The 21,565-nt window shown below is 70.2% G+C and carries 23 protein-coding genes; 5 read left to right on the top strand and 18 right to left on the bottom strand.

From position 1 onward, the window contains the following. Positions 1-313 precede the first annotated feature (313 nt). A complete protein-coding gene (locus ACH4DZ_RS25600; RefSeq protein ID WP_398289653.1) occupies positions 314-1,843 on the top strand; it encodes a PP2C family protein-serine/threonine phosphatase in 1,530 nt (509 codons plus the stop codon). 278 nt (positions 1,844-2,121) lie between these two features. Here ACH4DZ_RS25600 and ACH4DZ_RS25595 read toward each other — a convergent pair whose 3' ends face one another. From ACH4DZ_RS25595 to ACH4DZ_RS25570, 6 genes are all read right to left on the bottom strand, one after another. Continuing rightward, on the bottom strand, positions 2,122-2,463 hold the full coding sequence (locus tag ACH4DZ_RS25595) for a DUF2516 family protein (RefSeq protein WP_398289652.1): 342 nt from the start codon (positions 2,461-2,463) through the stop codon (positions 2,122-2,124). A gap of 123 nt (positions 2,464-2,586) precedes the next feature. Beyond that, positions 2,587-3,183 carry a hypothetical protein gene (locus ACH4DZ_RS25590; RefSeq protein WP_398289651.1) on the bottom strand — a complete coding sequence of 199 codons (597 nt, stop codon included), beginning with the start codon at positions 3,181-3,183 and terminating at the stop codon, positions 2,587-2,589. A 144-nt stretch (positions 3,184-3,327) separates the two neighbouring features. Next, positions 3,328-3,924 (bottom strand): helix-turn-helix domain-containing protein, encoded by a 597-nt coding sequence (locus ACH4DZ_RS25585; protein WP_398289650.1) that lies wholly within the window; start codon positions 3,922-3,924, stop codon positions 3,328-3,330. Positions 3,925-4,176: 252 nt separating this feature from the next. After that, positions 4,177-5,049, bottom strand: coding sequence for an RNA polymerase sigma-70 factor (locus ACH4DZ_RS25580; protein WP_398289649.1), 873 nt, complete (start codon positions 5,047-5,049; stop codon positions 4,177-4,179). After that, positions 5,046-5,684, bottom strand: coding sequence for a carboxymuconolactone decarboxylase family protein (locus tag ACH4DZ_RS25575; RefSeq protein WP_398289648.1), 639 nt, complete (start codon positions 5,682-5,684; stop codon positions 5,046-5,048). The genes ACH4DZ_RS25580 and ACH4DZ_RS25575 overlap by 4 nt, the downstream gene beginning before the upstream one ends. Before the next feature lie 95 nt (positions 5,685-5,779). Beyond that, positions 5,780-6,163, bottom strand: a complete 384-nt coding sequence (locus ACH4DZ_RS25570; RefSeq protein WP_398289647.1) for a hypothetical protein — start codon at positions 6,161-6,163, stop codon at positions 5,780-5,782. A gap of 594 nt (positions 6,164-6,757) precedes the next feature. Here ACH4DZ_RS25570 and ACH4DZ_RS25565 point away from each other — a divergent pair. Further along, positions 6,758-7,657, top strand: coding sequence for a nitroreductase/quinone reductase family protein (locus ACH4DZ_RS25565; protein ID WP_398289646.1), 900 nt, complete (start codon positions 6,758-6,760; stop codon positions 7,655-7,657). Positions 7,658-7,675: 18 nt separating this feature from the next. On the opposite strand, the gene ACH4DZ_RS25560 is transcribed toward ACH4DZ_RS25565, so the two are convergent. The 7 genes from ACH4DZ_RS25560 to ACH4DZ_RS25530 form a co-directional block, all read right to left on the bottom strand. Next, positions 7,676-9,853, bottom strand: coding sequence for a HelD family protein (locus ACH4DZ_RS25560; RefSeq protein WP_398289645.1), 2,178 nt, complete (start codon positions 9,851-9,853; stop codon positions 7,676-7,678). Between the two features lie 41 nt (positions 9,854-9,894). Continuing rightward, complete coding sequence (locus tag ACH4DZ_RS25555) at positions 9,895-10,506, bottom strand: TetR/AcrR family transcriptional regulator (RefSeq protein ID WP_398289997.1); 612 nt, start codon at positions 10,504-10,506, stop codon at positions 9,895-9,897. Positions 10,507-10,705: 199 nt separating this feature from the next. Beyond that, on the bottom strand, positions 10,706-11,551 hold the full coding sequence (locus ACH4DZ_RS25550; protein WP_398289644.1) for an HAD family hydrolase: 846 nt from the start codon (positions 11,549-11,551) through the stop codon (positions 10,706-10,708). A 58-nt stretch (positions 11,552-11,609) separates the two neighbouring features. After that, a complete protein-coding gene (locus ACH4DZ_RS25545) occupies positions 11,610-12,773 on the bottom strand; it encodes a phosphotransferase family protein (RefSeq protein ID WP_398289643.1) in 1,164 nt (387 codons plus the stop codon). 88 nt (positions 12,774-12,861) lie between these two features. Beyond that, the gene (locus tag ACH4DZ_RS25540; RefSeq protein ID WP_398289642.1) at positions 12,862-13,794 is read right to left on the bottom strand and encodes a GntR family transcriptional regulator; all 933 of its coding nucleotides are present in this window, start codon (positions 13,792-13,794) and stop codon (positions 12,862-12,864) included. Positions 13,795-13,988: 194 nt separating this feature from the next. Beyond that, on the bottom strand, positions 13,989-14,735 hold the full coding sequence (locus tag ACH4DZ_RS25535) for an HAD family hydrolase (RefSeq protein WP_398289641.1): 747 nt from the start codon (positions 14,733-14,735) through the stop codon (positions 13,989-13,991). Between the two features lie 105 nt (positions 14,736-14,840). Continuing rightward, a complete protein-coding gene (locus ACH4DZ_RS25530) occupies positions 14,841-15,719 on the bottom strand; it encodes a GntR family transcriptional regulator (protein WP_398289640.1) in 879 nt (292 codons plus the stop codon). A gap of 266 nt (positions 15,720-15,985) precedes the next feature. On the opposite strand from ACH4DZ_RS25530, the gene ACH4DZ_RS25525 reads away from it, so the two are divergent. Beyond that, entirely contained in the window at positions 15,986-16,174 is a 189-nt protein-coding gene (locus ACH4DZ_RS25525) for a hypothetical protein (RefSeq protein ID WP_210881204.1), read from the top strand. 72 nt (positions 16,175-16,246) lie between these two features. Here the strand turns inward: ACH4DZ_RS25525 and ACH4DZ_RS25520 are convergent, their stop codons facing one another. Further along, positions 16,247-17,098 carry a winged helix-turn-helix domain-containing protein gene (locus tag ACH4DZ_RS25520; protein ID WP_398289639.1) on the bottom strand — a complete coding sequence of 284 codons (852 nt, stop codon included), beginning with the start codon at positions 17,096-17,098 and terminating at the stop codon, positions 16,247-16,249. A gap of 266 nt (positions 17,099-17,364) precedes the next feature. Between ACH4DZ_RS25520 and ACH4DZ_RS25515 the strand changes: the two genes are divergently transcribed. Then, complete coding sequence (locus ACH4DZ_RS25515; RefSeq protein ID WP_398289638.1) at positions 17,365-17,550, top strand: hypothetical protein; 186 nt, start codon at positions 17,365-17,367, stop codon at positions 17,548-17,550. A 446-nt stretch (positions 17,551-17,996) separates the two neighbouring features. Here ACH4DZ_RS25515 and ACH4DZ_RS25510 read toward each other — a convergent pair whose 3' ends face one another. After that, complete coding sequence (locus tag ACH4DZ_RS25510) at positions 17,997-18,659, bottom strand: aerial mycelium formation protein (protein WP_398289637.1); 663 nt, start codon at positions 18,657-18,659, stop codon at positions 17,997-17,999. A 203-nt stretch (positions 18,660-18,862) separates the two neighbouring features. Between ACH4DZ_RS25510 and dtd the strand changes: the two genes are divergently transcribed. Beyond that, entirely contained in the window at positions 18,863-19,288 is a 426-nt protein-coding gene (gene dtd / locus ACH4DZ_RS25505) for a D-aminoacyl-tRNA deacylase (protein ID WP_398289636.1), read from the top strand. A gap of 85 nt (positions 19,289-19,373) precedes the next feature. On the opposite strand, the gene ACH4DZ_RS25500 is transcribed toward dtd, so the two are convergent. From ACH4DZ_RS25500 to ACH4DZ_RS25490, 3 genes are read right to left on the bottom strand one after another with little or no spacing between them, the layout of a single operon-like run. Next, entirely contained in the window at positions 19,374-20,360 is a 987-nt protein-coding gene (locus ACH4DZ_RS25500; protein WP_398289635.1) for a YgfZ/GcvT domain-containing protein, read from the bottom strand. A gap of 34 nt (positions 20,361-20,394) precedes the next feature. After that, positions 20,395-20,916 (bottom strand): Fur family transcriptional regulator, encoded by a 522-nt coding sequence (locus tag ACH4DZ_RS25495; protein ID WP_398289634.1) that lies wholly within the window; start codon positions 20,914-20,916, stop codon positions 20,395-20,397. Between the two features lie 15 nt (positions 20,917-20,931). Then, complete coding sequence (locus ACH4DZ_RS25490; protein ID WP_107015264.1) at positions 20,932-21,507, bottom strand: FABP family protein; 576 nt, start codon at positions 21,505-21,507, stop codon at positions 20,932-20,934. Positions 21,508-21,565 lie beyond the last annotated feature (58 nt).

The following is a 21,565-nucleotide window of genomic DNA, read 5'->3' as shown; positions in this document are numbered from 1 at the left end:
CACCTGCCCGGCGCCATCCGCGCCCCCACCGGCGCCTCTACCGGCGCCGCCATCGCCGCAGTGACCTGCCACACGTGATACGCGGCACGTTCGGGGCCGGCGGTAAACCGGTGGGGCGTGATGTACGTCATCCCGTACAAGCGCACATCCTGCCCAATTGCGGTACAGGATGCGGCATATGACGGCGGCCGTTTTTCATGCGCATGGGCTGCCGCCATTCCTATGTGACGGCGCCTGACGCTATGGTCCCCGTCGGTGGATCGAGATCCCTCGACCCGCCGTGCCCTCGGGGGGAGGGAAGGAACCCAAGACGATGCCCGTACCCGTACCGCGGCAGAGAGCGATCCCCGCCGTGGAAGGTGGACAGGCTCACGCCGCGTCTCCATCCGGCGGACCGGCACAGGCCGCGCCCGCACCCGGCGCCCTGTCCGGCCAGGAGCCGTCCTCGACGAGGCACGGCACCTCCGGCGACGCCTCCCGCGGCGAGACCGCCGACACCGGCCACCCCGGCGGCGGCCACCATGGCAGTGCCCACCACGGCACCGCCGCCAACGGCACCGCCCCGCTGACGCTGCTCGTGATCGAGGACGATCCGGCCGGCGCGCTGACCGTGCCCGAACTGCGGGACGCGGCCGGCAAGCAGATCCGGGTCCGTACCGCCCGCAACCTCACCGAGGCCGAGCGGCTGCTCACCGACGACGTCCAGTGCATCCTGCTCGACCTCGCGCTGCGGACGCCCGGCCCCGCCACCACGTCCGAGGGGGCGGCGGAGACCGAGCCGGACGACGAGCTGGCCACGCTCAGGCATGTGCTGCGGCTCGCGCCCCGGCACGCGGTCCTCGCGCTGACCCCGGCCGAGGACACCGAGCGCGGCACGGAAGCCGTACGCGCCGGCGCCCAGGACTACCTCTTCCGCGACGAGCTGGACAGCCGGCTGCTGAGCCGCGCGGTCCGCTACGCGGTGGAGCGCAAACGTTCCGACCGGGCCGAGCGACGGCTGACCGAGTCCAAGCTGCGCGCGCAGGAGAACGCGCGGCTTGAACGCGGCCTGCTGCCCACACCGCTCCTGGAGGGCTCCTCGCTGCGGTTCGCCGCGCGCTACCGGCCCGGCCGCTCGCGCGCGCTGCTCGGCGGCGACTTCTACGACACGGTCCGCACCCCCGACGGCACCGTCCACGCCATGATCGGCGACGTCTGCGGTCATGGCCCCGACGAGGCCGCGCTCGGGGTGGAGTTGCGGATCGCCTGGCGCGCGCTGACCCTGGCGGGCCTGTGCGGCGACCGGCTGCTGTCGACTCTCCAGCAGGTCCTGGAGCACGAGCGCGACAGCGACGAGATTTTCGCGACGGTCTGCACGGTGGACATCGCGCCGGACGGCCGCCGCGCGGGTCTGTGCCTGGCGGGCCATCCCGCTCCGCTGATCTCGCGTCCGGCCCGTTCCCGGGCCTTGGTCGGCGCCGACGGGATCGACGGGAAGCATGGGACGCACGGGACGCACGGGATCGACGGTGCCCAGGCACCTCCCGTCGCCGAGTTGCTGCCGTACGAGAACGGCGGCCCCGCGCTCGGGCTGCTGCCGAACGCCCGGTGGCCGCGCCAGCAGGTGGAGCTGGGCGGCGAGTGGAGCCTGATGCTCTACACGGACGGCCTGATCGAGGGCCGCACCGGCGAGGGCAGGGAGCGGCTCGGCCAGGACGGGATGGTGAACATGGTCCGCCGCCAGCTGGCCCAGGGCCTGCGGGGCGAGGAACTGCTGCGGGCCGCCGTGAACGAGGTACGGGACCTCAACGGCGGGGAACTGACGGACGACGTGGCGGTCCTGCTGCTGGATCGCGTGGCGTAGCCGCCGTTTCCGCTTCCGCTTACGCTTCCGGCCGACCTGCCTGTCTGCCTGTCTGCCCGTCTGCCCGTCTGCCTGGCGACTGTGCTGGCGCGGTTTTGTAGCGTGCGGGTCAGCTGTGGCTGGTCGCGCAGTTCCCCGCGCCCCCAAAGACAAAAAGCCGGGGCGCGGCCCCGCCCTTCAGGGGCGCGGGGAACTGCGCGGGCAACCCCCACCGGGCCCGCACGGGACCCCGGACCCTCAGTACATGCCGGTCCCGACACGCCGGTCCCGGTGGCGGCTCAGCGACCGCCGTTGTACGGCCCGTACGGACCGTCGCTGCTGCTGCCGCCCCGACGGCCGCCCCGGCCGCCGCCCGAGACCTGCTGGAGAGCGGGCCGGACGTCCACGAAGAAGACGATCGTGGCGACGAGGAACGCGATCTGCAGGAAGAGCATCGGCACCAGCAGATTCACGACCACGGCCAGACCCAGCAGGATCAGCCAGAACATCTTGGTCTGCTTGTTCGCGGCGCGGTAGGCGTCGTCGCGGGCCAGCACCGCCATTACCAGCGCCACCGCCGCGAGCACCAGCATGGCGGTGTAGAGCAGCCACATGAGGCCACCGAATGCCGTCAGGAGCACTTTGCCCACCACCCGTGTCGAGTCCGTCGTCCCTACGCGGTCACCGTACCCGCAGAACGGGCCGGGAACTCCGATAGTGCCCGGAGCGCCCGACCCGTTCTCGTCACGTACGCGGCCTGCGTCCTACTTCGCGGGCGGCGTCGGCTTCTTGGCCGTGGCGGTGGTCTTGCGGGCGGCCGGGGCCTTCTTGACCGGGGCCTTCTTGGCGGGGGCGGGCCCGGTCTTGGCCTCGGCGGGCGTCACGATCGTGCCCTCGGCCGGGTCGGGGCTCGGCTCGACGGCGATCGCCAGCTCCTCGATCTCCTCGGCCGCCTCGCCGCGCCAGGTCTTCACCGTCTGCTCGCCGTGCTCGGCGACCTTCTCGTACGTCTCGCGCGCCTTCACGGCGTACTCGGCGGCGACGCCGACACCGCGCAGGGCGAAGTCCTGAGCCGTCTCACCGATCTTCTTCAGGTCGGTGTCCAGGGTGCTGATGAAGCCGTTCACCCTGGTCTGGAGGGTCTCCTGCGCCTCCTTGGCGCGGGCGGTGGCCTTCTCCTGGACGGCGTTCGGGTCGATGCCCCGTACGGCGTCGATACGGGCCGGCGCCTCGGCGCGCAGCTGCTCGACGAGGCCCGGCACCTTCTTGGCCTGCTGGATGGCCAGATCGGCCGTACCGGCGGCGAAGTAGAGGGGGGTCGGGTCGCTGAGGGTCTTGCGCAGGTCGTCGGTGATGGCCATGGTGATGGTCCTCCCGGAATCGCTATCGCGTGGAGCGTGAGGGTGTGGTCTGTCTGTGGTTACTCCGCGGCAGACTGGTCGGCCGACCGGTCCGAACGGGACCGTGCCGCGGCACGCCGTGCCCGGTCGTGATGCCGGGCCCGGTCAGCTCGCGGAGGACTGCTGATCGTGCTCGTCATGCTGGTCGTGCTGGTGACGCGGGTCGTGCGGATCCTTCTCTGCGGCATCGCTGCCGTCGGCCGTGCGGGCCCTGTCGACGACGGTGCCCCCGCCGTCCGTGACGTGCGGAACGGCTGACACGTCGGCCACAGCCGTCATGTCTGGCACGCCCGACCCGTCCGGCACGTCCGGCACGCCATCCGTGTCCAGAACGTCCTCGACCGTCTTGATCTCGAACCCGTTCTCCTTGCGGAAGGACTCGTAGATCTGGAGCAGCACCTGCTTCTGCCGCTCGGTGAGCGTCGGGTCGGCGAGGATGACCGCACGCGTCTCCACCTCGTCCCGGTCGCGCTCGGCGTCGAGGATGCCGGCACGGACGTACAACGTCTCGGCGGAGATCCGCAGGGCCTTGGCGACCTGCTGCAACACCTCCGCGCTCGGCTTGCGCAGCCCGCGCTCGATCTGGCTCAGATACGGATTGGACACCCCGGCGGCCTCGGCGAGCTGCCGCAGACTCAGCTGCGCGTTGCGCCGCTGGTCCCGCAGATACTCACCAAGGTTGCCGACGTTGAGCGATGCCATGCCCCTACCCTGCACCACCCGCGCTAACTATTGCAAGCACATGCTTGCAAAAGTGCGCTACGCCACTGCCGGGGCGGGCCCGACGCCGTCGCTCAGGTCGCCCCTCCATGCACGCGCTCGGAGGGGGCGGATTCCCACCGCTCCGGCGGGACGGTTTCCCACCGCCCCGCCGGAACACCCACACCACTCCCCCTGCCGCGCCCCTCGCCCCCTGCCCTCTGCCCTCTGCCCTCTGCCCCCTACCCCCTGCCCCTACCTGGCAAGTTCCGCGGGCTCGTCCAGCCGTGTCAGCTTGTGCGGGTTTCTCACCACGTAGACCCGGGTGATCCGCCCGTCCTCCACGACGAGGCTCACCGCGGCCGACTCGCCGCCGATCTCGATACGTACCGCGGGCGCGCCGTTGAGCCACACGGCCGTCGTCTCGACCACCGCCGCCACCTGGCTCACGCGCGCGAGCAGCACCGACACCGGTTCGACCCCGTGGACCGGAGCCGACGCGGCGGGCACCAGCCCACCCCCGTCGGCGATCAGCACCACGTCCGGCGCCATGATCTCCATCAGCTCCCGCAGCCGCCCGGTGCGCAGCGCGAGCAGGAACCGTTCCACGACGGCCCGCTGCTCCGACGGGCTCACCCGTACCCGTGGCCGCCGGGCGGCCACATGCTCGCGGGCCCGCCGTGCGACCTGCCGCACCGTGGCCGCCGACTTCCCGATGGCCTCGCCGATCTCGCCGTACGGCAGCTCGAAGACCTCGCGGAGCACGAACACCGCCCGCTCCGTGGGCCCGAGCGTCTCCAGGACGGTCAGCATCGCGATCGACACGCTCTCCGCGAGTTCGACGTCCTCGGCGACATCAGGGCTGGTCAGCAGCGGTTCCGGCAGCCACTCACCCACGTACTCCTCCCGGCTGCGCGACACCGTCCGCAGCCGGTTGAGTCCCTGCCGTGTGACGACCCGGACGAGGTACGCCCTCGGGTCACGTATCTGCGACCGGTCGACGTCGGCCCACCGCAGCCAGGACTCCTGCAGTACGTCCTCGGCGTCGGCCGCCGACCCGAGCATCTCGTAGGCCACCGTGAACAGCAGGGCGCGATGGACGACGAACGGATCGGCGTCGCCGGTCATGCCGTCGACGCCACGCCGGACTTCGCAGGACGCGCATCCGGCAGCGAATCCGGCCCCGCATCCGACAGCGCGTCCGGCCGCGTGTCCGGCCGCGCGGACAACGGGATCCCGCACGCGTCGGAGAAGCCCTGCGAGCCGATCCCGTGCGCCGAGTTGTTCCTGGTCGCCAGGTTGGCGAAGGCGACGGACGCGGTGAGCTCGACCATGGCCGCCTCGCCGAGCCGGTCGAGCAGGCTCGCGTACCGCTCGTCGGTGACGGTCGGCGGGGTGTGCGTCATGGCCTCGGCGTAGTCCAGCACGTCCCGTTCCAGCGGGGTGAACACCTCCGACTCCCGCCAGCGCGGCACCTGGCTCGCCTTGGTCAGGTCCAGGTCCTTGTTGAGCGCCTGGAAGTAGTTGATGTCGAGGCACCAACCGCAGCCGACCAGCGCCGCGACCGCCATGTGCGCGAACGTCTTGAGACTCTCGTCGGCCATGTCCCACTCGTTCACCTTGCCGCCCATCTCCGAAGTGTCCCGGGCGACCTTGGGGTTGTGCGCGGTCACTTCGAAGGGCTCGGGGACCGCGCCGAGCTGCCTGATCATCTCTTCCTGGACCTCGGCGGGGAGTTCCGCCTTCGTGATGCGTAGTGCCATGGTGTCTTGTCCTCCTCGGACGTCTGCCGTTCGGGTTCGGCATGAAGACACCGGCGGGCCCGGGAACGTGACATCGCCACGGCTCCGGCCGCCGCCTACCAGATGATGATCCCGCCCCCGATGTCCGACGCCCGCCGGGCCGCGTCCACGATGTTGTCCAGGCTGCGGCGCACGTCGTCGGCGTGGCCCACTTCGTCGGCGCGGCCCACGTCGTCGGTGGCTTCGGTGAGCCGTGCCAGACGCGTACGGACGAGGTCGCACTCGGCGAGGAAGGCGGGCACCTCATCCGGTGCCACGGTGAGGTCCTCGGTGGCGAGCCGCGGAAGGAACCGCGCGCCCAGCGAACGGACCGGTTCCGACCCCCACACCTCGGTGCGCCAGTCCTCCCGCCCTGCCGCGTCGGAGCATCCGGGCGGAACGTCCAGCACCTCGATGCCGCCCTCCGCGCGGGCCACGTACACATCGACCGACAGACTCATGGCAAGGAGTCGACCACGGAGGGGTGCCGGCGGTCCACCGTGCACCGGTCACGGCTCAACGAAAGAGCCTTTGCAACACCCCCGTGCCTGAACGTCACCGCCTGAACTTCACCGCCTGAACGTCACTGGCCGAACATCACTGTCCGAACATCACGGCCTGAACGTCACCGCCTGAATGCCATTGCCTGAACGCGCGAATTCCCCTAACATTTCCGCCGTGACTGCCGGGTCGGCCATTGGCCAACAAACAGTAGGGTTCCCGGCCTCCGAGTGAGGCCCGGGCGGGCCAGAGGGCCGCCCCCAACGCGTACGCGCACCTAGGGCGTTGCACGATGCCCCCGGGCGTGCCTTCGTGCGCACACCTGCACGTCTCGTCGCGCCGTCACCCTCCTCACCGCATCCGGATCCGCGTCCGCGTCCGCATTCGCATTCGCATCCGTGTTCCGTTGCGCTGCGTCGCGTTCCGTTGCACCGCACCGCACTGCACTGCGCTGCGCCCAATTTCACCGCGGGTTCCACCTTCCACGGTGTGCAATGTGCCCCGCGGCGATTCGCCATGCCCTTTTCCGGAATGAATCCAGCAGAGAGAAAAGAATGCCCAACGACTTCAACCAGCAGATCATCGAGGAATTCCGCGCCAGGGCCGGGGAGGTCGGCGGCCCCTTCGAGGGCGCCCGACTGATCCTCCTGACCACCACGGGGGCCCGTTCCGGGGAGCGGCACACCACTCCGGTCGCCTACTACGCCGGCGGGGACGGAGATGTGCTGGTCATCGCCTCGGCCGCCGGCGCTCCGAAGCATCCGGACTGGTTCCACAACCTGGTCGCGCATCCGCAGGTCACCGTCGAGAGCGGGGTGTTCACGTACGAGGCCACGGCCGAGGTTCTGGAGGGCGCCGCACGTGACGACGCGTTCGCCCGCGCGGTCGAGGCCGACCCCGGCTGGGCCGACTACCAGGCCGGGACCAGCCGCGTGATCCCGGTGGTCGTCCTCCACCAGCTCCCGAGCGACGGTCCGCCGAACGTCAGCGCCTCCTCGATGGGCCAGTACGTACAGCTGATCCACGACGCCTTCCGCCGCGAACTCGCCCTGATCCGCAAGGAGGTCGGCAACGCGGGCCCCACGCTCGGCGCCCAGCTCCGCATCAACTGCCTGACGTTCTGCCAGGGTCTGCACAACCACCACACCGGCGAGGACATCGCCATGTTCCCGTTCCTGGCCGACAGCCACCCTGACCTCGCCCCGGTCCTCGACCGCCTGCGTGAGGAACACGAGCGGATCGCCGAACTGACGGCGGAGCTGAAGCAGGTCATCGGCGCGGGTCCGGCGGGCCTGGCGGATACGGCGGATCCGGCGCATCCGGCGCATCCGGCGGACTCCCAGCGCGTACGCGAGGAGGTCGAGCGCCTCACCACCGCGCTGGAGGCGCATCTGACGTACGAGGAGGAACAGTTGATCCCCGTACTGGACCTGCCGACCGGGTCGGTCCACTGAGCCACCGCGTGCCGCCCCTCACTCGAACGGCAACGGCCGCGCGTGCACGACGTCCAGCCTGGAGACGGCCCGCGTCAGCACGACATACAGCCGATTCAACCCTCGCCCCGCCCTCTCCCCCTCACCCACCCCCGACCCCGCCCCTCCCCCGTGGTCCTCCGCGATCGCGGCCGGCTCCACGGCCACGACGTGGTCGTATTCGAGCCCCTTCGCGACACCGGCCCCCAACACCGTTACGCGGGCGCCGAGTTGGTTCACATCGGCGGCCTCGATCCCGGCGGCGCCGAGCGCCTCCCGCACCCGTACGACGTCGGGGTCGGCGGTGACGACCCCGACGGACCCCTCGTACGTGAGCGCGCGGCGGACGCACTCGGCCGTCTCCCGCAGCACGTCCGAGGGGTCCGTCGGGCGGATCCTCAGCTCGCCGTCCTTACGCAGGGACCGCCCCGGCGGCACCCCCACGTCCAGCCGGGCCAGCACGCGGTTCGCCAGCTCGACGACCGCCTCGGGCACCCGGAAGCCGGTGGTCAACGGCACCACCGACGCATCGGGCTTCCCCAGGTGCGCGAGCAGTTCGCCCCACTCCCGCGCGGCCCATGCCGTGGTCCCCTGGGCGAGGTCGCCGAGGACCGTGACCGACCCGAAGGCGGCTCTCCGGCCGATCGCCCGGCACTCCATCGGCGACAGGTCCTGGGCCTCGTCGATGACCAAGTGGCTGTATCCGTCCGGGTGTTCGACCAGCCCGGCGACCTCGTCGAGCAGCACCAGATCGGCCGTGGACCAGCGGGCGGACTTCCACGACCGGGGCGGCCGGGCCCACAGGACCGCCTTCTGCTCGTCCGCGTCCAGCACCCCGTCCGCCGCCGCAGCCAGCGCGTCCGGATCGCTGAGCAGTTCCGCGACGACCTCCTCCGGCCGCGCCTTGGGCCACACCGAGTCGACGTACGCGCCGATGGGCCGCGCCCGCGAGATCTTCTGAGTCCAGGCACCCGCCTGGGGCCCGGCCCGCCGTTCGGCCTGCGCCTGTACGTTCCGCACGACCCGTGTCCGTACGCGCTCACGTCCGACGGCGTACGGCGGCTCCTCGGCCCGTACGCCCGCCACGATCCGCGCGAGCGTGCCGGCGGACACCCGCCAGCGGTACGAACCGTCGGGCACGGCGAGGTCACCGAGACCCTCGCCCCCCGCCGGGTTCACCCGGGCGTACAGGGCGCGCCGCAGCACCTGCGCCATGCGGGCGTCGTGCTTGACGACGGCGGCGCTCTCGTCGTCCTCGCCCCCGACCGGATGCCGGCCGATCTCGTCCCCGATCGTCGACTGCCGCACTCCGGTCTCGCCGAGGGCGGGCAGCACCTCCGCGATGTAGGAGAGGAAGGTGGGGTTCGGCCCGAGGATCAGCAGTCCGCCGCGCCGGATGCGCTGCGGATGGGTGTAGAGGAGGTACGCGGCCCGGTGCAGCCCGACGGCCGTCTTGCCGGTGCCGGGCGCGCCCTGTACGCAGACGGACACGGCGAGGTCGGCCCGTACGAGGTCGTCCTGGTCCGGCTGGATGGTCGCCGCGATGTCCCGCATCGGGCCGACCCGGGGGCGCTCGATCTCACCGGCGAGGATGCGGCTCTCCGCCCGGGGGACCTGCGGTCCCACGTCCGCGAGGTGCTCGTCCTCAAGCCCCGTGAGGTCGGCCGGCTCCCCCCGGCTGCCCGGCGCCCAGCCGAATCGCCGCCGCACGCCCACGCCCTGTGGCGAGCGGGCACTCGCCTGGTAGAAGGCGCGGGAGACGGGGGCGCGCCAGTCGACGACGAGGGGCGGAGCCGCGGGGTGCTCGCTGATCCGGCGGCGCCCGATGTGATAGCTCTGCCCGGCGTGGTCACCAACCGCCGGGACCGCGCGACCGACCGCCGGGTCCGTGTGACCGACCACGGGGTCCGTGTGACCGCCCGCCGGGTCCTTCCGGAAGTCCAACCGGCCGAAGAACAGGGGCCCTTCGGGCAGTTCCCGCATCTCCTTCGCCCGGCTCCGCAGGGCGTACCCGAGCACTTCGGCATCCGCGCCGGACGCGGACACGTCCTCGCCGGTGACGACGTGTTCCTGGGCGCCGTCGACCATCGCGGCGAGGGCGGCCCGGCAGAGGTCGTGATAGCCGCGCTCATGGCGGAGGGAGTCGGTGAGGGCGCGATCGGGATCGGCTGACGTCATTCGGGCAAGAGTAGCCGAATAACGTAACCGAGTTACATTCCTTACTCCATCTCGTAAGCCGGGAGTCCCGCCGCCAGCCTCGCGAAGGCGGCTTCGGCCGCTACGACGGCGTCCCGCCGCACCTTCGTGACGTCCTCGCCCCCGGCGATCCGCCGCCAGTTGTCCATCGCGAGGATCCGCTGGACGGCGACGATCTGCCCGGCGGCGAGCCGCGCCTCCAGGTCTCCGCCGAGCACGGCGGCCAGCGCGGCCTCGGAACGCTCCAGATACTCGTACAGCCGGGCCACGAGCGAAGGAGTCCCGTACAGCAGCCGGTGGAAGGCGAGCACCTGGGGATCGCCGCTGACCCCGGTCACGGGGTCGCCCCGCTCGATCCCGGCCAGGAAATGCAGCCGCAGGGCGTCGGTCGCGGACCGCCCGGGCCCCCGTTCCCCGACCACCCGCGCGGCCTCGGCCCGGTGATCGGCGAACCGGTGCAGGACGAGGTCCTCCTTGGAGGAGAAGTACCGGAAGAGGGTCGGTTTGGAGATCTCGGCCGCGGCGGCGACCTCCGCGACGGAGACCCGCTCGAACCCCTTCTCCAGGAAGAGCGAGATGGCGATGTCGGAGACGTCCTGGTACATCCGCAGCTTCTTGCGTTCACGCAGTCCCATGGCGCCCGCGGCGCCCACCGTGCTTCTCACACCGGACGCACCGCTCGCATCAGCCGCGCCCCACGCACCCGTCTCGCCCATGCCCCGAGCCTACGCACCTTCCGGACTCCCGCCCTCCCCTTGAGCGGAACCGGTCTTGGGCGGGCCGAAGCGTCCGCGCGCCCGGGGGCGTCCGCTGTCACCGTTCACCGTTCACCGTTCACCGTTCACCGGCTCCGTGGCCCGCCGCCCCGCCGGCGAAGGTGCCTTCGGGCTCATCGGCCTCGTCCTGGCGCGCTTCCCGCGGCTGCCGCGCCTGCCGCGCCTGCTGGAGCAACGGAGCGTACGAGCCGAGTACGACCGTTGCCCCGGCCTCGCGCAGGCGTGCTCGTTGCTCCAGGGTGCGGCCGTAGCCGATGAAGGCCACACCTGCCCGTTCGGCCGCCTCGACGTCAGCGCCGGTGTCGCCGATCATCACCGCGTCCCGGGAGTCGAACTGCAGGTCTCGCAGGGCGCGGAACACCACATCGGGGTCGGGCTTCATACGGCTGGGGTCGGCTGTGCGGCCGTGTATGACGTCGAAGTGCCTGCGCAGGCACTTGTCGTCGAGGTAGGCCTCGGCGGCCAGGGGCGAGTTGTTGGTGACCACGGCCATCGGAGTGCGCCGCTCGGACAGGAGGTCGATCAGGGTATCGGCGTCAGGTGTGGGCCACGCCTTCCGCGCGGCCTCCACCTCACCTGACACCACCAGCGCTTCGAGCGTCTCCAGCAGGCCCGGCAAAGACCCGTTCCGCCCCGCCCGGTGCACCGCCCTCAGCACGACATGCGGGTCCTTGTCGACGCGCTCCTCCGCCGTCAGTACGTCTCCGGCGCCGAACTCGTCCGTCTTCTCGCGGAGTTCGTCGGCGACCGGCCTCGACCGGTCCTCGGGGAACAGCCGGCAGATCGGCCCGTCGAAGTCGAAGAGCACACACCGCGCGCCCGCGAGCAGTCTCCAGGCGTCCCTGGCATCACTGGTACCCCTGGCATCCCTGTCCTCGACAAGGCCTTCGAAGTCGGCAGCCATACCGCTCTCCTTGCTTCAACGTCACGCCGATCACCGCGCCGTCGCACCGCCGCGCCGATCACTTCACCGTCGCGTCGATGACGGATCCTGTCCTGTCCACGAGTCGCCGCCCCGCCTCGTCCCGGGCGTGCCATTCCCGGAGCGCCTCACTCACGTCCTGTATGTCCGGCACCTTCTCCGTGAGGCCCAGCGGTTCCCGGGCCCTGCCCAGGGCCCGGCCCACTCGTCCGGCCGCCACCGCGAGGTCCTGCTCACCGGGCCGGTCGGGCAGGGCCAGCGCCGCGCGCATCACATCGGGGAACACCGACTGCGCGTACTCGAAGCCGAGATAGACGGGCAGGTCCGTGTCCATGCCATCGGTCATGTCCTTGTGGCCGGCGCGCCGCATGGCGTCCGTCCACATGAGGATCATCAGGTCCTGTTCCGACTTGTCATAGTTCATGCGCACGAGGTGGGTGGCCAGGTCGTGCAGCGGGTCCCCGTACAGGGCGAGTTCCCAGTCGATGACCGCCAGACGCCCGCCCTCCGGACCCGGTACCGGATCCGGCACGACGACCACATTGGCCCGGTGGACGTCCGTGTGGAGCAGGGAGAACGGACGGCGGGTCAGCCTCGGCACCGACTTCATGAAGCGGTCCACCGCGTCGGCCGGAATGCCCACCGCGTCGAAGAGGCGACCAAAACGCGGCCGATTGGACTGATGCACCTCCCGCTCGGCGAACCGGGCCAGCCAGGCCAGGAAACCCTGGCTGTCCCCTTCGTCGGGCCAGTCCTCCGGCAGCGGGGGCAGTTCACTCACGGGCACCTTGGCGAGACGGGCAAAAAACTCCGCGAGTTCCAGCAACCGCGCGCTGCCGATCTGTTCCGTGGGGTTCTCGTCGGCCAGCGCCCGACCGTCGAGATATCCGTGCAGCGACCATGTGTCGAAGTCCGCCAGACAGCGGGGGACCTCGCCCACGTGCGCCGCGACCGCCCGCAGCACCTCCGACTCGCGCCGCCAGATCCGCGGCACGACCTCCACGGTCGGCAGGGGCGTACGGAACTTGGCGAGGACCTTTCCGGACTCCGCTCCCAGCAGGAATGCCAGCGGCTGTCGCAGGTGGGCGATGCGGTTGGTGTTGTGGTGGCCGGAAACCACCAGCCCGTCGCGACCACCGCGGCGCGCCTCCGCGAACAGGCGAACCAGTGACTGGCGCGCTCCGCGGGGCTGAGGGGAGAACATGCGCGCAGACTAGTGACTGGAGTGACTGCTTTCACCTCGTGTCACCATATGGACAGCATCCGATCACTGTCGGTGAATGGCGCGATACCTACTTTTCCGCGGGTGCCCCATCCGTCGCTTTCTCGCGATGCGGAACGTTCGACCAGCGGTCCCAGTGCGAGTCGAACCACTCCCTCATGCTGGTGAAGAAGACGGAGTCGTGCGTCCTGTCGTCCGCTTCCAGTCGGTGGTACGAGAGGGTCGCGCCGAGGCCCAGCACGTCCAGCGAGTCGACGGCCTCGTCCTCACCGGGGTGGCCCTCGCGAGGAACCTTGATCGTGCGCGGAAGCACCGTGTACGGCCCGAACAGCATGTGTTCGTCATTGATCACATACAGCTTGAACTGGGGTGTCAGTGGGAGGTGCTGGATCTCGACGCTGGTCTCCACCCCCAGGCCGGTGAAGCCGGCCCTCAGCTCCTCCAGCCGGCTGCCGTTCTCGCGGACCATGGTGCGCCAGCGCTCCCAGATCCGGTTGTCCTCTGCCTTCCGGGCGCGAGGGTAGGCGAGCCGTTCCGTCGTCCAGGGCAGGAGCATGCGGATCCGTAGCCTCTCCGGTGCGCCCGCCCCTTCGAAGGCGATCAGTTCGTGCTGGTTCCTGAGGTGCCGCAGCAATGTCTCGGCGGTGAGCGTGGCGACGTCCAACGACACTTCGTCCTGCCGGAAGGCCTGCTCGATCAGCGGCTTGAGCGATGCGGACCCCGGCCTCAGGGACTGCGGGGGATGGGGCCGGGAGTTCGGCACCCTGATCACCCGGGTGCCGCTGCCCCCCCGGGTCTCGATCAGGCCGTCCTCGGTCAGCCTGGCCAGCGCCCGCTGGACGGTGTCCCGGCTGACCCCGAAATCGTCGGCCAGCTGTCGCTGCGAGGGCACCCGGGCCTGCGGCGGATAGGTCCCGTTCTCCAACTGCTCCCGGAGCACTCTCTCCACGCGCGCCTGCGTGGACTCTCCGCCTCCGCTGTCCGCCGTTCGGGAAGTAGCCACATACCGAACCTACCGCCCGGCCGCCGACGACACACCACTTCCCACCAAATCAGCGCTCCAGTTGGCCTGGTGATTAGCGATCAGCCAGTCCGGGCACAACCAATTTACTTCGATCAGACCAATTGGTGGGCTGATCGGTTCGGCGGTGGAAGCCGTCGAGGGCGAGGAGATGGATGGTGGACTTACCACGTGCCTCATACGGCCCCACCCCGCACAGCCCCCAACACCGTCTCCAGCGAGCGCACGATGCTCCAGCGGGTCACGCCCGCGTCCAGCAGGCGCTGTGCCTTCTCCTCGTTGCGGGCGTAGCCGAGGAAGTGCACGCCGGCGCTGAGGGCCGCCGCGTGGTCCGAGGGGGTGTCGCCGATCATCAGGGTGGTGTCCGGCTCGGCCCCGAGCGCGCCCAGCGCGCGGTTCAGCGTGTACGGGTGGGGCTTGAGGAGGCTCAGGTCCCGGGTGCGGCCGTAGATGTTGGGCACGAAGTACCCCGCCAGGCCACGGCTCTCCAGATAGGCCCGTACGGCGCGGTCCGAGTTGTTGGTCACGATGGCGAGCCGCGCCCCCACGGAACGCCAGGTGCGGATGAGCGGATCGGCGTACGCCGTCGGCATCGCGCGTGCCACCGCCTTCAGCTCCTGCTGGGTGAGCCACTCCTCCAGTTCGACGACCAGATCGCTGCCGCGGTGGCGCCCGGCGACCTCGCTGAGCACCCAGTGCGGGTCATGACTGCTGCGCTCCCCCTCGGTCAGCACCCCGGCCAGTCCGCGCGCGGCCAGCCATTCCTCCTGGGCGGTGGCGATGGACTTCGCGGAGTGGCCCGCGAACAGCCGGCAGACCGGCCCGTCGAAGTCGAAGAGGACGCACCTCGCCCGTCCCACCAGCTCACTGAACTTCTCGGCCTCGCCTGCCACCAGCTCGAACTGTTCGGTTTCGAATGTCACTCAGAGAGTGTCGGCTGCGCGACGATCGTTTCCCAGAGGGCGTTCGGCGCTTTCTGGCCGCCAATGCCTCCACGGCTCTCAATGCCCTCACAGCCCTCACAGCCCTCAAGTGAGCGTGAGATCCGTGGTGATGGTGTCCCACAGCCCGTCGAACCACTTCTGGGACTCCCCCACGAACGCGGCGTCGCGCTGCCCCGATCGCGTCAGGAAGGAGAAGAGGAGGGATTCGGAGCCGAGGGCGTCGTACATCTCCAGGGTCTTGCTCTCGTACGGCTCCTCCCGCCGGGTGAGGACGTAGTAACCGATCAACGCCTCCTGCCCGTTGAGCAGGTAGAGCTTCACCGGCGGGGTGAACGGCAGCGCGCGGAACGTGACCCGAACGTCGATGCCGTGCGAGGAGCGCAGGGAGCGGAGGTTGTGCCGCAGGACGTGCCCCTGGGCGTTGCGCATGTCCAGCCAGCGCTGGTGGACCGGGTCGTCGTCGGCGTCGCTGTCGACGGAGACGGGGAAGGCGAGGGTGATCTCCCGGGACGGCACCAGGATGCGGACGTCGATCGACTCGGGGCGCAGGGTGCCCTCGTGGATCCGGCGGACCGGGTCGCCGATGGCCAGCATCAGGGTCTCCGCCGTGTGACAGACGACGTCGATCCGCACGTGCTGCGCGGCGAACGCCTCCACCAGCCGCGGCGCGAGACCCACCATCGTCGGCTGGGGCTCGTCCCGGGTGGGGGTGACCTCGGCGATCCGGGGTGGGCTGCCCTTGCTGACATTGCTGAGCAGGCCGTCGTCCTGGAGCGCGCGCAGGGCCTGGCGGACCGTGCCGCGCTCCACGCCGAACTCCTCGGCCAGTTCGGCCTGGGTGGGCAGGCGGTCGCCGGTGCGCAGGTCGCCCGCGCGGATGCGGTCCCGCAGGATGTCGGCGATCTCCTGCGGCGAGAGCCTTCTGCTGCCGTTCACTGCCACGTTCTCCTGGGTCACGACCAAACGCTACAACCTTGGTCCATCTATGGGGAGTTGCTTGAAACTTGTTTGTGAGTAGGTACCAACTGGGGATAAGTTAAGCATAGTTGGTTGCCAACTCGGTGAAGATGGCGGAAGTTCTCCCTCCTCTCGCAAGCGGTTGGCAGATGGGAAGGCTCCGCGCCTCTCCGGCACCGGAGCACGACTCACGCATCACTGCTCTCCGCCCGCACCACAGCACCATCGCACTCCTCCCGCCCGCCCCCGCAAGACCCGAAGGAGGATCCACCATGCCCGCCATAGCCCTTCTCTCCGCCCTCCTCGTCGTCGGATTCGAGCAGTTCGTCGAGTGGCAGTACGGTCCCAGCGGCGCCGTCGGACTGCTGCTGCTCACCGTGGGCCTCAAGATGAAGAGCCCCACCTGCAGCTCGATCGGGGCCGTCGTACTGGCGCTGATGTTCGCGGGCCCGGCTCTATGACCTGCGACAACCGCCGGATCGCACGACCCGCACAGCCCGCACGACACGCAGGACCCGCACCACTGGGAGATCTCAGCCCGTGAGCACCAGCTCCGAGCTGATGGTCTCCCACAGCGCGTTGAACCACAGATGCGACTGCTCCACGAACGTCGTGGCCCGCAGCCCCTCCCCCTGCTCGAAGGCGAACAGCATCGACTGGGTCCCCTCGGCGTCGTACGTCTCCAGGTACTCACTGTCGATCTCCGCCCCCCGCCGCGACAGCGTGTAGTACGCGAAGAGCGCCTCCGCCTCGTTGAGCAGGTACAACTTCACCGGCGGAGTGAACGGCAGGGCCCTGAACGTGATGTGTACGTCGATGCCGTGCGTCGCCCGCAACGCCAGCAGGTTGTGCTTCAGGACCTGGCCCTGGGCGTTGCGCTGGGCCAGCCACCGCCGCTGCACCCGCTCCCCGTCCTCCGTCGCGTCCACCGCCGCCGGGAAGGCGAGATCGATGTCGCGGGACGGCAGGAGTACGCGGACGTCGATCCTGGCCGGTTCTAATCGGCCCTCGTGGATGAGGCGCAGTGGTTCGCCCATCGCGAGCGTCAGGGAGACAGCCGTCAGACACAGGGCGTCGATCTCCACGTGGGGCACCGAGAAGGCGGCCGTGATCCGTGAGGCCAGCGCCACCATGGTGGTCTGCGGTGGGGCCGCCGGCCCGGTCAGAGCCTTCTCCACGCTCTCGGCGACGGTCGCCGGGCTCCCCTTGGAGACGTTGGACAGCAGGTCCTCCGACTGCAGGATGCGCAGCGCCTGCCGTACGGTCCCGCGCTCGACTCCGAACTCGTCGGCCAGCCTGGCCTGGGTGGGCATGCGTTCGCCCGCCCGCAGCTCACCCGACACGATCCGGCTGCGCAGCTCGTCGGCCACCTCTCGGTGTGACATCTGTGGCCGTTGTGCCCTCTTCCGCCCATTGACGGCGACGTGTTCCGGGTCCACGGCCAAACACTACAACTTCGCGCCATCTTTGGGCAGTTACCGAGAAGGTGGTTATGAGACGCATCCAAGTGGAGATAACTTCATTGGAGTTGGTCACCAACTTGAGCAACATGGTCAGACTTCCAGGGGGTTGGCCGCCAGAGTCGCGTCAGGCGACCAGGGTGGATCGGTCCCAGCGGGGGTCCGTCTCCCCGTCCCGAAGGAGGGACCGTATGCCGCTCATCGCCATCGTCGTCGCCGCCCTCGCCATCGGCCTGGAGCAGCTGCTCCAGGTGAAGTACGGAGGGATGGGCGTCGTCGCCTTCGTCGCCCTCGCCATCGGTATCAAGGCCAAGAACTCAATGATCGGCGGCATCGGGGCCGTGATCCTCGTGATGCTGCTCGCCCAGTCCGGCTGACCGGGCCTCACCGCCCGGCCAGTCCGGCCGACCGGGTTCCCTTCCGGAGGGGAGCCGGGAGCCCGGTCGGCCCGCACCACCGCGGACAGCGCCACCGCCCGCGGAAGCACGGCGGCACAACGGCAGAACAACTGAATCGCTACGGATGAACAGCACGACCGGAACGGAACAGAGAGCCGACAGCCGGAACGGAGGGCGGAACAGGCAAGGGAACCAGAAGAGGTCCGGGCACCACGGTCGCCCGGACGTACGCAGCGGGGCGTCGGCCACCAGGGCGGCGCCCGCTCGTTCTTCCCGGACCCGGCCCAGCGCCACGAGCCGCACCCAGGAGCCGGTGTCCGGGGCACGGGAGCCGGGTGCGGCCGACTCCCACACGCCCGCCCGCGCCTCACACACGCCCACGCCACACGCCCGCCCGCGCCACACGCGAGGCCGGCCGGCGCCGGCTACATGAGCAGGTCGTCGACCTGGGCCTCGCCCTCGCGGTATCTGCGGGCGATCTCCGCGCTGCAGTCGTCGGCCGTCCGCTGCAACTGCTGCCGCCGCCGCGAGACCTGCTGCTCGTACCGCACGAGCCGCCCCATCGCGGTGCTCAGCTCCAGATCCGTACGCGCCTCCAGGTCGGACAGTTCGACCTCGGAGAGCATCTCGGCGGCCAGCAGCCGGTACTCCTCGCTGTACGGCGTCCCCACGGTCACGTGCCGCGCCGACGAGCGGTGTCTGGCGGGGCCGTCCGTCAGGATCTCCGACAGCCGCGCGACGACCGACGCCTCCCCGACGGCAGGAGCCCCGTGGCCGTCGGCCCGGCCCTCCCGGGGCGATTCCGTACGCCGTCCCACCTCGGCCCGCAGGATGTCGATCCGCCCCTGCAACAGCCGCCGTACGTAACTCAGATCGGCCTCGTCCCGCTGTGCGTCCCTGCGCAGGCCGCGCAGTTCGGGCAGGAGCAGGACGCCCAGTTCGGGTGCGGGGGGAGCGGGCTCCGGCATCGGACTGTCCGTTCGCTGGGTGGGCGGACGTACCGTCTGGATCGACGTCGGCGACCCCGGCGGCTCCCCCCGGACCAGCGAAACGAACCCGGGTGACTGCCCCGTACTCGGTGTGCTCATGTGCCTCAACCGTCCCCTCGACCGGCGCGTGTGAGCATCGTGCCACCCCAAGTGGCCGCTATGTGACCGAGTGCCCCCGATCGGCCCCAGATGGCCGGTTAAGCATCAATAAGAAACACCCCGTACGGAGGTCGTGGCGCTGCCGCCGGCGGCCGTTCGGTGCGCGTTCCGACGTCGGCCGGACGCACGGCATGATGGACCGCATGCGTGCGGTGGTGCAGAGGGTGGACGGCGCGAGCGTCGTCGTGGACGGTGAGACGGTCGGGGAGATCGACGGCGAGGGACTGTGCGTCCTCGTCGGGGTGACCCACGAGGACACGAAGGAGAAGGCGGCCCAACTGGCCCGCAAACTCTGGTCCGTACGGATGCTGGCCGACGAGAGGTCGTGCTCCGACATCGACGCGCCGCTCCTCGTCATCAGCCAGTTCACCCTCTACGGGGACGCCCGCAAGGGCCGGCGCCCCACCTGGAACGCGGCGGCCCCCGGCGATGTGGCGGAGCCCCTCGTGGACGAGGTCGTGGCCCAACTCCGGTCGCTGGGCGCGACGGTGGCCACGGGCAGGTTCGGCGCGAAGATGCGCGTCTCACTGACCAACGACGGCCCGTTCACCGTACTGATCGACATGTGATCGGCATGTGAGCCCCGGGCTCCGAGGGCTCGTACGGGGCTCGTACGGGGCTCGTACGGGGCTCGTGGGGAGACTGCCCCGGGGCTTACGGCTCGACCACGACCTCCTGGGCGGCGGCCGTCTCGTCGGCCGTCAGCCGGGCGTCGAGGGGCACGTTCCGCTTGACGAGGGCCAGGGCGATCGGGCCCAGCTCGTGATGGCGTACGGACGTCGTGATGAAACCGATCTTGCGGCCCTCCGCACCCTCGTCCGCGAGGCGCAGTTCCGTGCCGTGCGGCGGCAGATGGACCTCGCTGCCGTCCAGGTGCAGGAAGACGAGCCTGCGCGGCGGCTTGCCCAGGTTCTGGACGCGGGCGACGGTCTCCTGGCCGCGGTAGCAGCCCTTCTGCAGGTGCACCGCGCTGCCGATCCAGCCCAGCTCGTGCGGAATGGTGCGGTGGTCGGTCTCGAAGCCGAGCCGCGGCCGGTGCTGCTCGACGCGCAGGGCCTCGTAGGCGAGCAGCCCGACGGCGGGCCCGTGCTTGACGGCGTCCTCACCCGCGTCCTCGGCGAACGCCTCCAGTTCCGCGCGCGGGAGGAACACATCCCGCCCGTACGACGTCTCGCGGACGACGACGTCCTCGGGGACCTCGGCGATGGAACCGGCGGGCAGATGCACGACCGCGAGATCGCCCGTGCGGTCGGTGACCTCGACCCGGTAGAAGAACTTCATCGACTCCAGGTACGCGATCAGCGCGTCCTGCGTGCCGGGCTCGACGTGCGCCCAGGTCGTCGTCCCGTCGTCGACGAGGTACAGCGCGTGCTCGACATGGCCGTGCGCGGACAGGATCAGCGCCTCGGTGGCCCGGCCGGCCGGGAGATCGCTGACGTGCTGGGTGAGCAGCAGGTGCAGCCAGCTGAGCCGGTCCGAACCGGTGACGGCGACCACCCCGCGGTGCGAGAGGTCCACGAAACCGGTGCCGTCGGCGAGGGCACGCTGCTCGCGGAACAGGTCGCCGTAATGGGCGGCTACGCCTTCGTCCACTCCCTCGGCGGGAACGGCACCGGGCAGGGACAGCAGAGGGCTCTTCATATCCACACAGCCTACGACCGAGTGGCAGCCGATTTTATTTCCCGGCGGTGCCGGTGCCTGTGCCGGTGCCTGTGCCGGTGTCCGTGCCGGGCTTCGCCGCGCACTCCTCGCAGCGGCCGAAGATCGCGAAGTGCTTCATGTCGGTGACGAAGCCGAAGGTATCGCGCAGCTTGGCCGTGAAGTCGGCGGCGATCTCGATGTCCGCCTCGATGACGTTCGTGCAGTCGCGGCAGACCAGATGGATGTGATGGTGCCGGTCCGCGAGGTGGTACGTGGGCGCGCCGTGCCCCAGATGCGCGTGCGAGACCAGCTTGAGCTCCTCCAGGAGCTCCAGCGTCCGGTACACCGTGGAGATGTTGACCCCCGACGCCGTCTTCCGCACTTCCACGAGGATGTCGTCGGGAGTCGCGTGCTCCAGGGTGTCCACCGCTTCGAGCACGAGCTGCCGCTGAGGCGTGAGCCGATAGCCACGCTGCCGCAGATCGCTCTTCCAGTCGGCGCCCGTACCCGTCGTGTCCGCGCCCGTGCCTTCGGTGCTGCTTCCAGTGCTCACCACACCGGAAGTCTAGGACTACTTGAAGAAAGCGATGCCGTCGTCCGGCATGTCGTCCGGGAGGGCCTTCGCCCAGCGCTCCACGTCGTCGGGGCTGACGACCTTCTTGAGCTGCGCCGACATGTACGGGCGGAGCGGGACCTCGGGGGTCTGCTTCTCGCCGACCCACATGAGGTCGCTCTTCACATAGCCGTACAGACGCTTGCCGCCGTTGTACGGGCCCGAGGCGGCCGTCCGCGCCACCGCGTCCGTGACCAGGTCGATCTGCGGCTTCTTGGCGGCCAGGTCGCCGTACCAGATCTCCACCACACCGTCGTCGCGGACCATCACGACCTCGACCTTGCGGTCCTTGTCGATGCGCCAGAAGCCCGACTCGGACTCCAGCGGGCGCACCTTGTTGCCCTCGGAGTCGAGGACCCAGGTGTGCGAGTGGTATTCGAGGAAGTCCCGGCCGTCGTGGGTGAAGCTGACCTCCTGGCCGAAGTTGCACTTCTCGGCGCCGGGGAAGTCGTGGACGCCCGCGCCGGTCCACTCACCGAGCAGGAAGACGAGGGGGACGAGGTCCTTGTGCAGGTCGGACGGGATCTCGATCATGAGGTCGGCAGTTCCTTGATGGGGGTCAGCGCTGGCCCTGGTACAGCTTCTTCACGGC

This window comes from Streptomyces sp. NPDC017991 (assembly GCF_044328075.1).
Taxonomy (GTDB): Bacteria; Actinomycetota; Actinomycetes; order Streptomycetales; family Streptomycetaceae; genus Streptomyces.
The sequence above is the reverse complement of the archived record's forward strand: the minus strand, read 5'-3'. Positions and strand labels throughout refer to the sequence as shown.

Bases quoted from the DNA above. Each gene is read 5' to 3' on its own strand.
- ACH4DZ_RS25600 (WP_398289653.1), top strand. From the start codon at position 314: ATGCCCGTACCCGTACCGCGGCAGAGAGCGATCCCCGCCGTGGAAGGT.
- ACH4DZ_RS25590 (WP_398289651.1), bottom strand. From the start codon at position 3,183: ATGGCCATCACCGACGACCTGCGCAAGACCCTCAGCGACCCGACCCCC.
- ACH4DZ_RS25585 (WP_398289650.1), bottom strand. From the start codon at position 3,924: ATGGCATCGCTCAACGTCGGCAACCTTGGTGAGTATCTGCGGGACCAG.
- ACH4DZ_RS25580 (WP_398289649.1), bottom strand. From the start codon at position 5,049: ATGACCGGCGACGCCGATCCGTTCGTCGTCCATCGCGCCCTGCTGTTC.
- ACH4DZ_RS25575 (WP_398289648.1), bottom strand. From the start codon at position 5,684: ATGGCACTACGCATCACGAAGGCGGAACTCCCCGCCGAGGTCCAGGAA.
- ACH4DZ_RS25570 (WP_398289647.1), bottom strand. From the start codon at position 6,163: ATGAGTCTGTCGGTCGATGTGTACGTGGCCCGCGCGGAGGGCGGCATC.
- ACH4DZ_RS25565 (WP_398289646.1), top strand. From the start codon at position 6,758: ATGCCCAACGACTTCAACCAGCAGATCATCGAGGAATTCCGCGCCAGG.
- ACH4DZ_RS25560 (WP_398289645.1), bottom strand. From the start codon at position 9,853: ATGACGTCAGCCGATCCCGATCGCGCCCTCACCGACTCCCTCCGCCAT.
- ACH4DZ_RS25555 (WP_398289997.1), bottom strand. From the start codon at position 10,506: ATGGGACTGCGTGAACGCAAGAAGCTGCGGATGTACCAGGACGTCTCC.
- ACH4DZ_RS25550 (WP_398289644.1), bottom strand. From the start codon at position 11,551: ATGGCTGCCGACTTCGAAGGCCTTGTCGAGGACAGGGATGCCAGGGGT.
- ACH4DZ_RS25545 (WP_398289643.1), bottom strand. From the start codon at position 12,773: ATGTTCTCCCCTCAGCCCCGCGGAGCGCGCCAGTCACTGGTTCGCCTG.
- ACH4DZ_RS25525 (WP_210881204.1), top strand. From the start codon at position 15,986: ATGCCCGCCATAGCCCTTCTCTCCGCCCTCCTCGTCGTCGGATTCGAG.
- ACH4DZ_RS25520 (WP_398289639.1), bottom strand. From the start codon at position 17,098: ATGTCACACCGAGAGGTGGCCGACGAGCTGCGCAGCCGGATCGTGTCG.
- ACH4DZ_RS25515 (WP_398289638.1), top strand. From the start codon at position 17,365: ATGCCGCTCATCGCCATCGTCGTCGCCGCCCTCGCCATCGGCCTGGAG.
- ACH4DZ_RS25510 (WP_398289637.1), bottom strand. From the start codon at position 18,659: ATGAGCACACCGAGTACGGGGCAGTCACCCGGGTTCGTTTCGCTGGTC.
- dtd (WP_398289636.1), top strand. From the start codon at position 18,863: ATGCGTGCGGTGGTGCAGAGGGTGGACGGCGCGAGCGTCGTCGTGGAC.
- ACH4DZ_RS25500 (WP_398289635.1), bottom strand. From the start codon at position 20,360: ATGAAGAGCCCTCTGCTGTCCCTGCCCGGTGCCGTTCCCGCCGAGGGA.
- ACH4DZ_RS25490 (WP_107015264.1), bottom strand. From the start codon at position 21,507: ATGATCGAGATCCCGTCCGACCTGCACAAGGACCTCGTCCCCCTCGTC.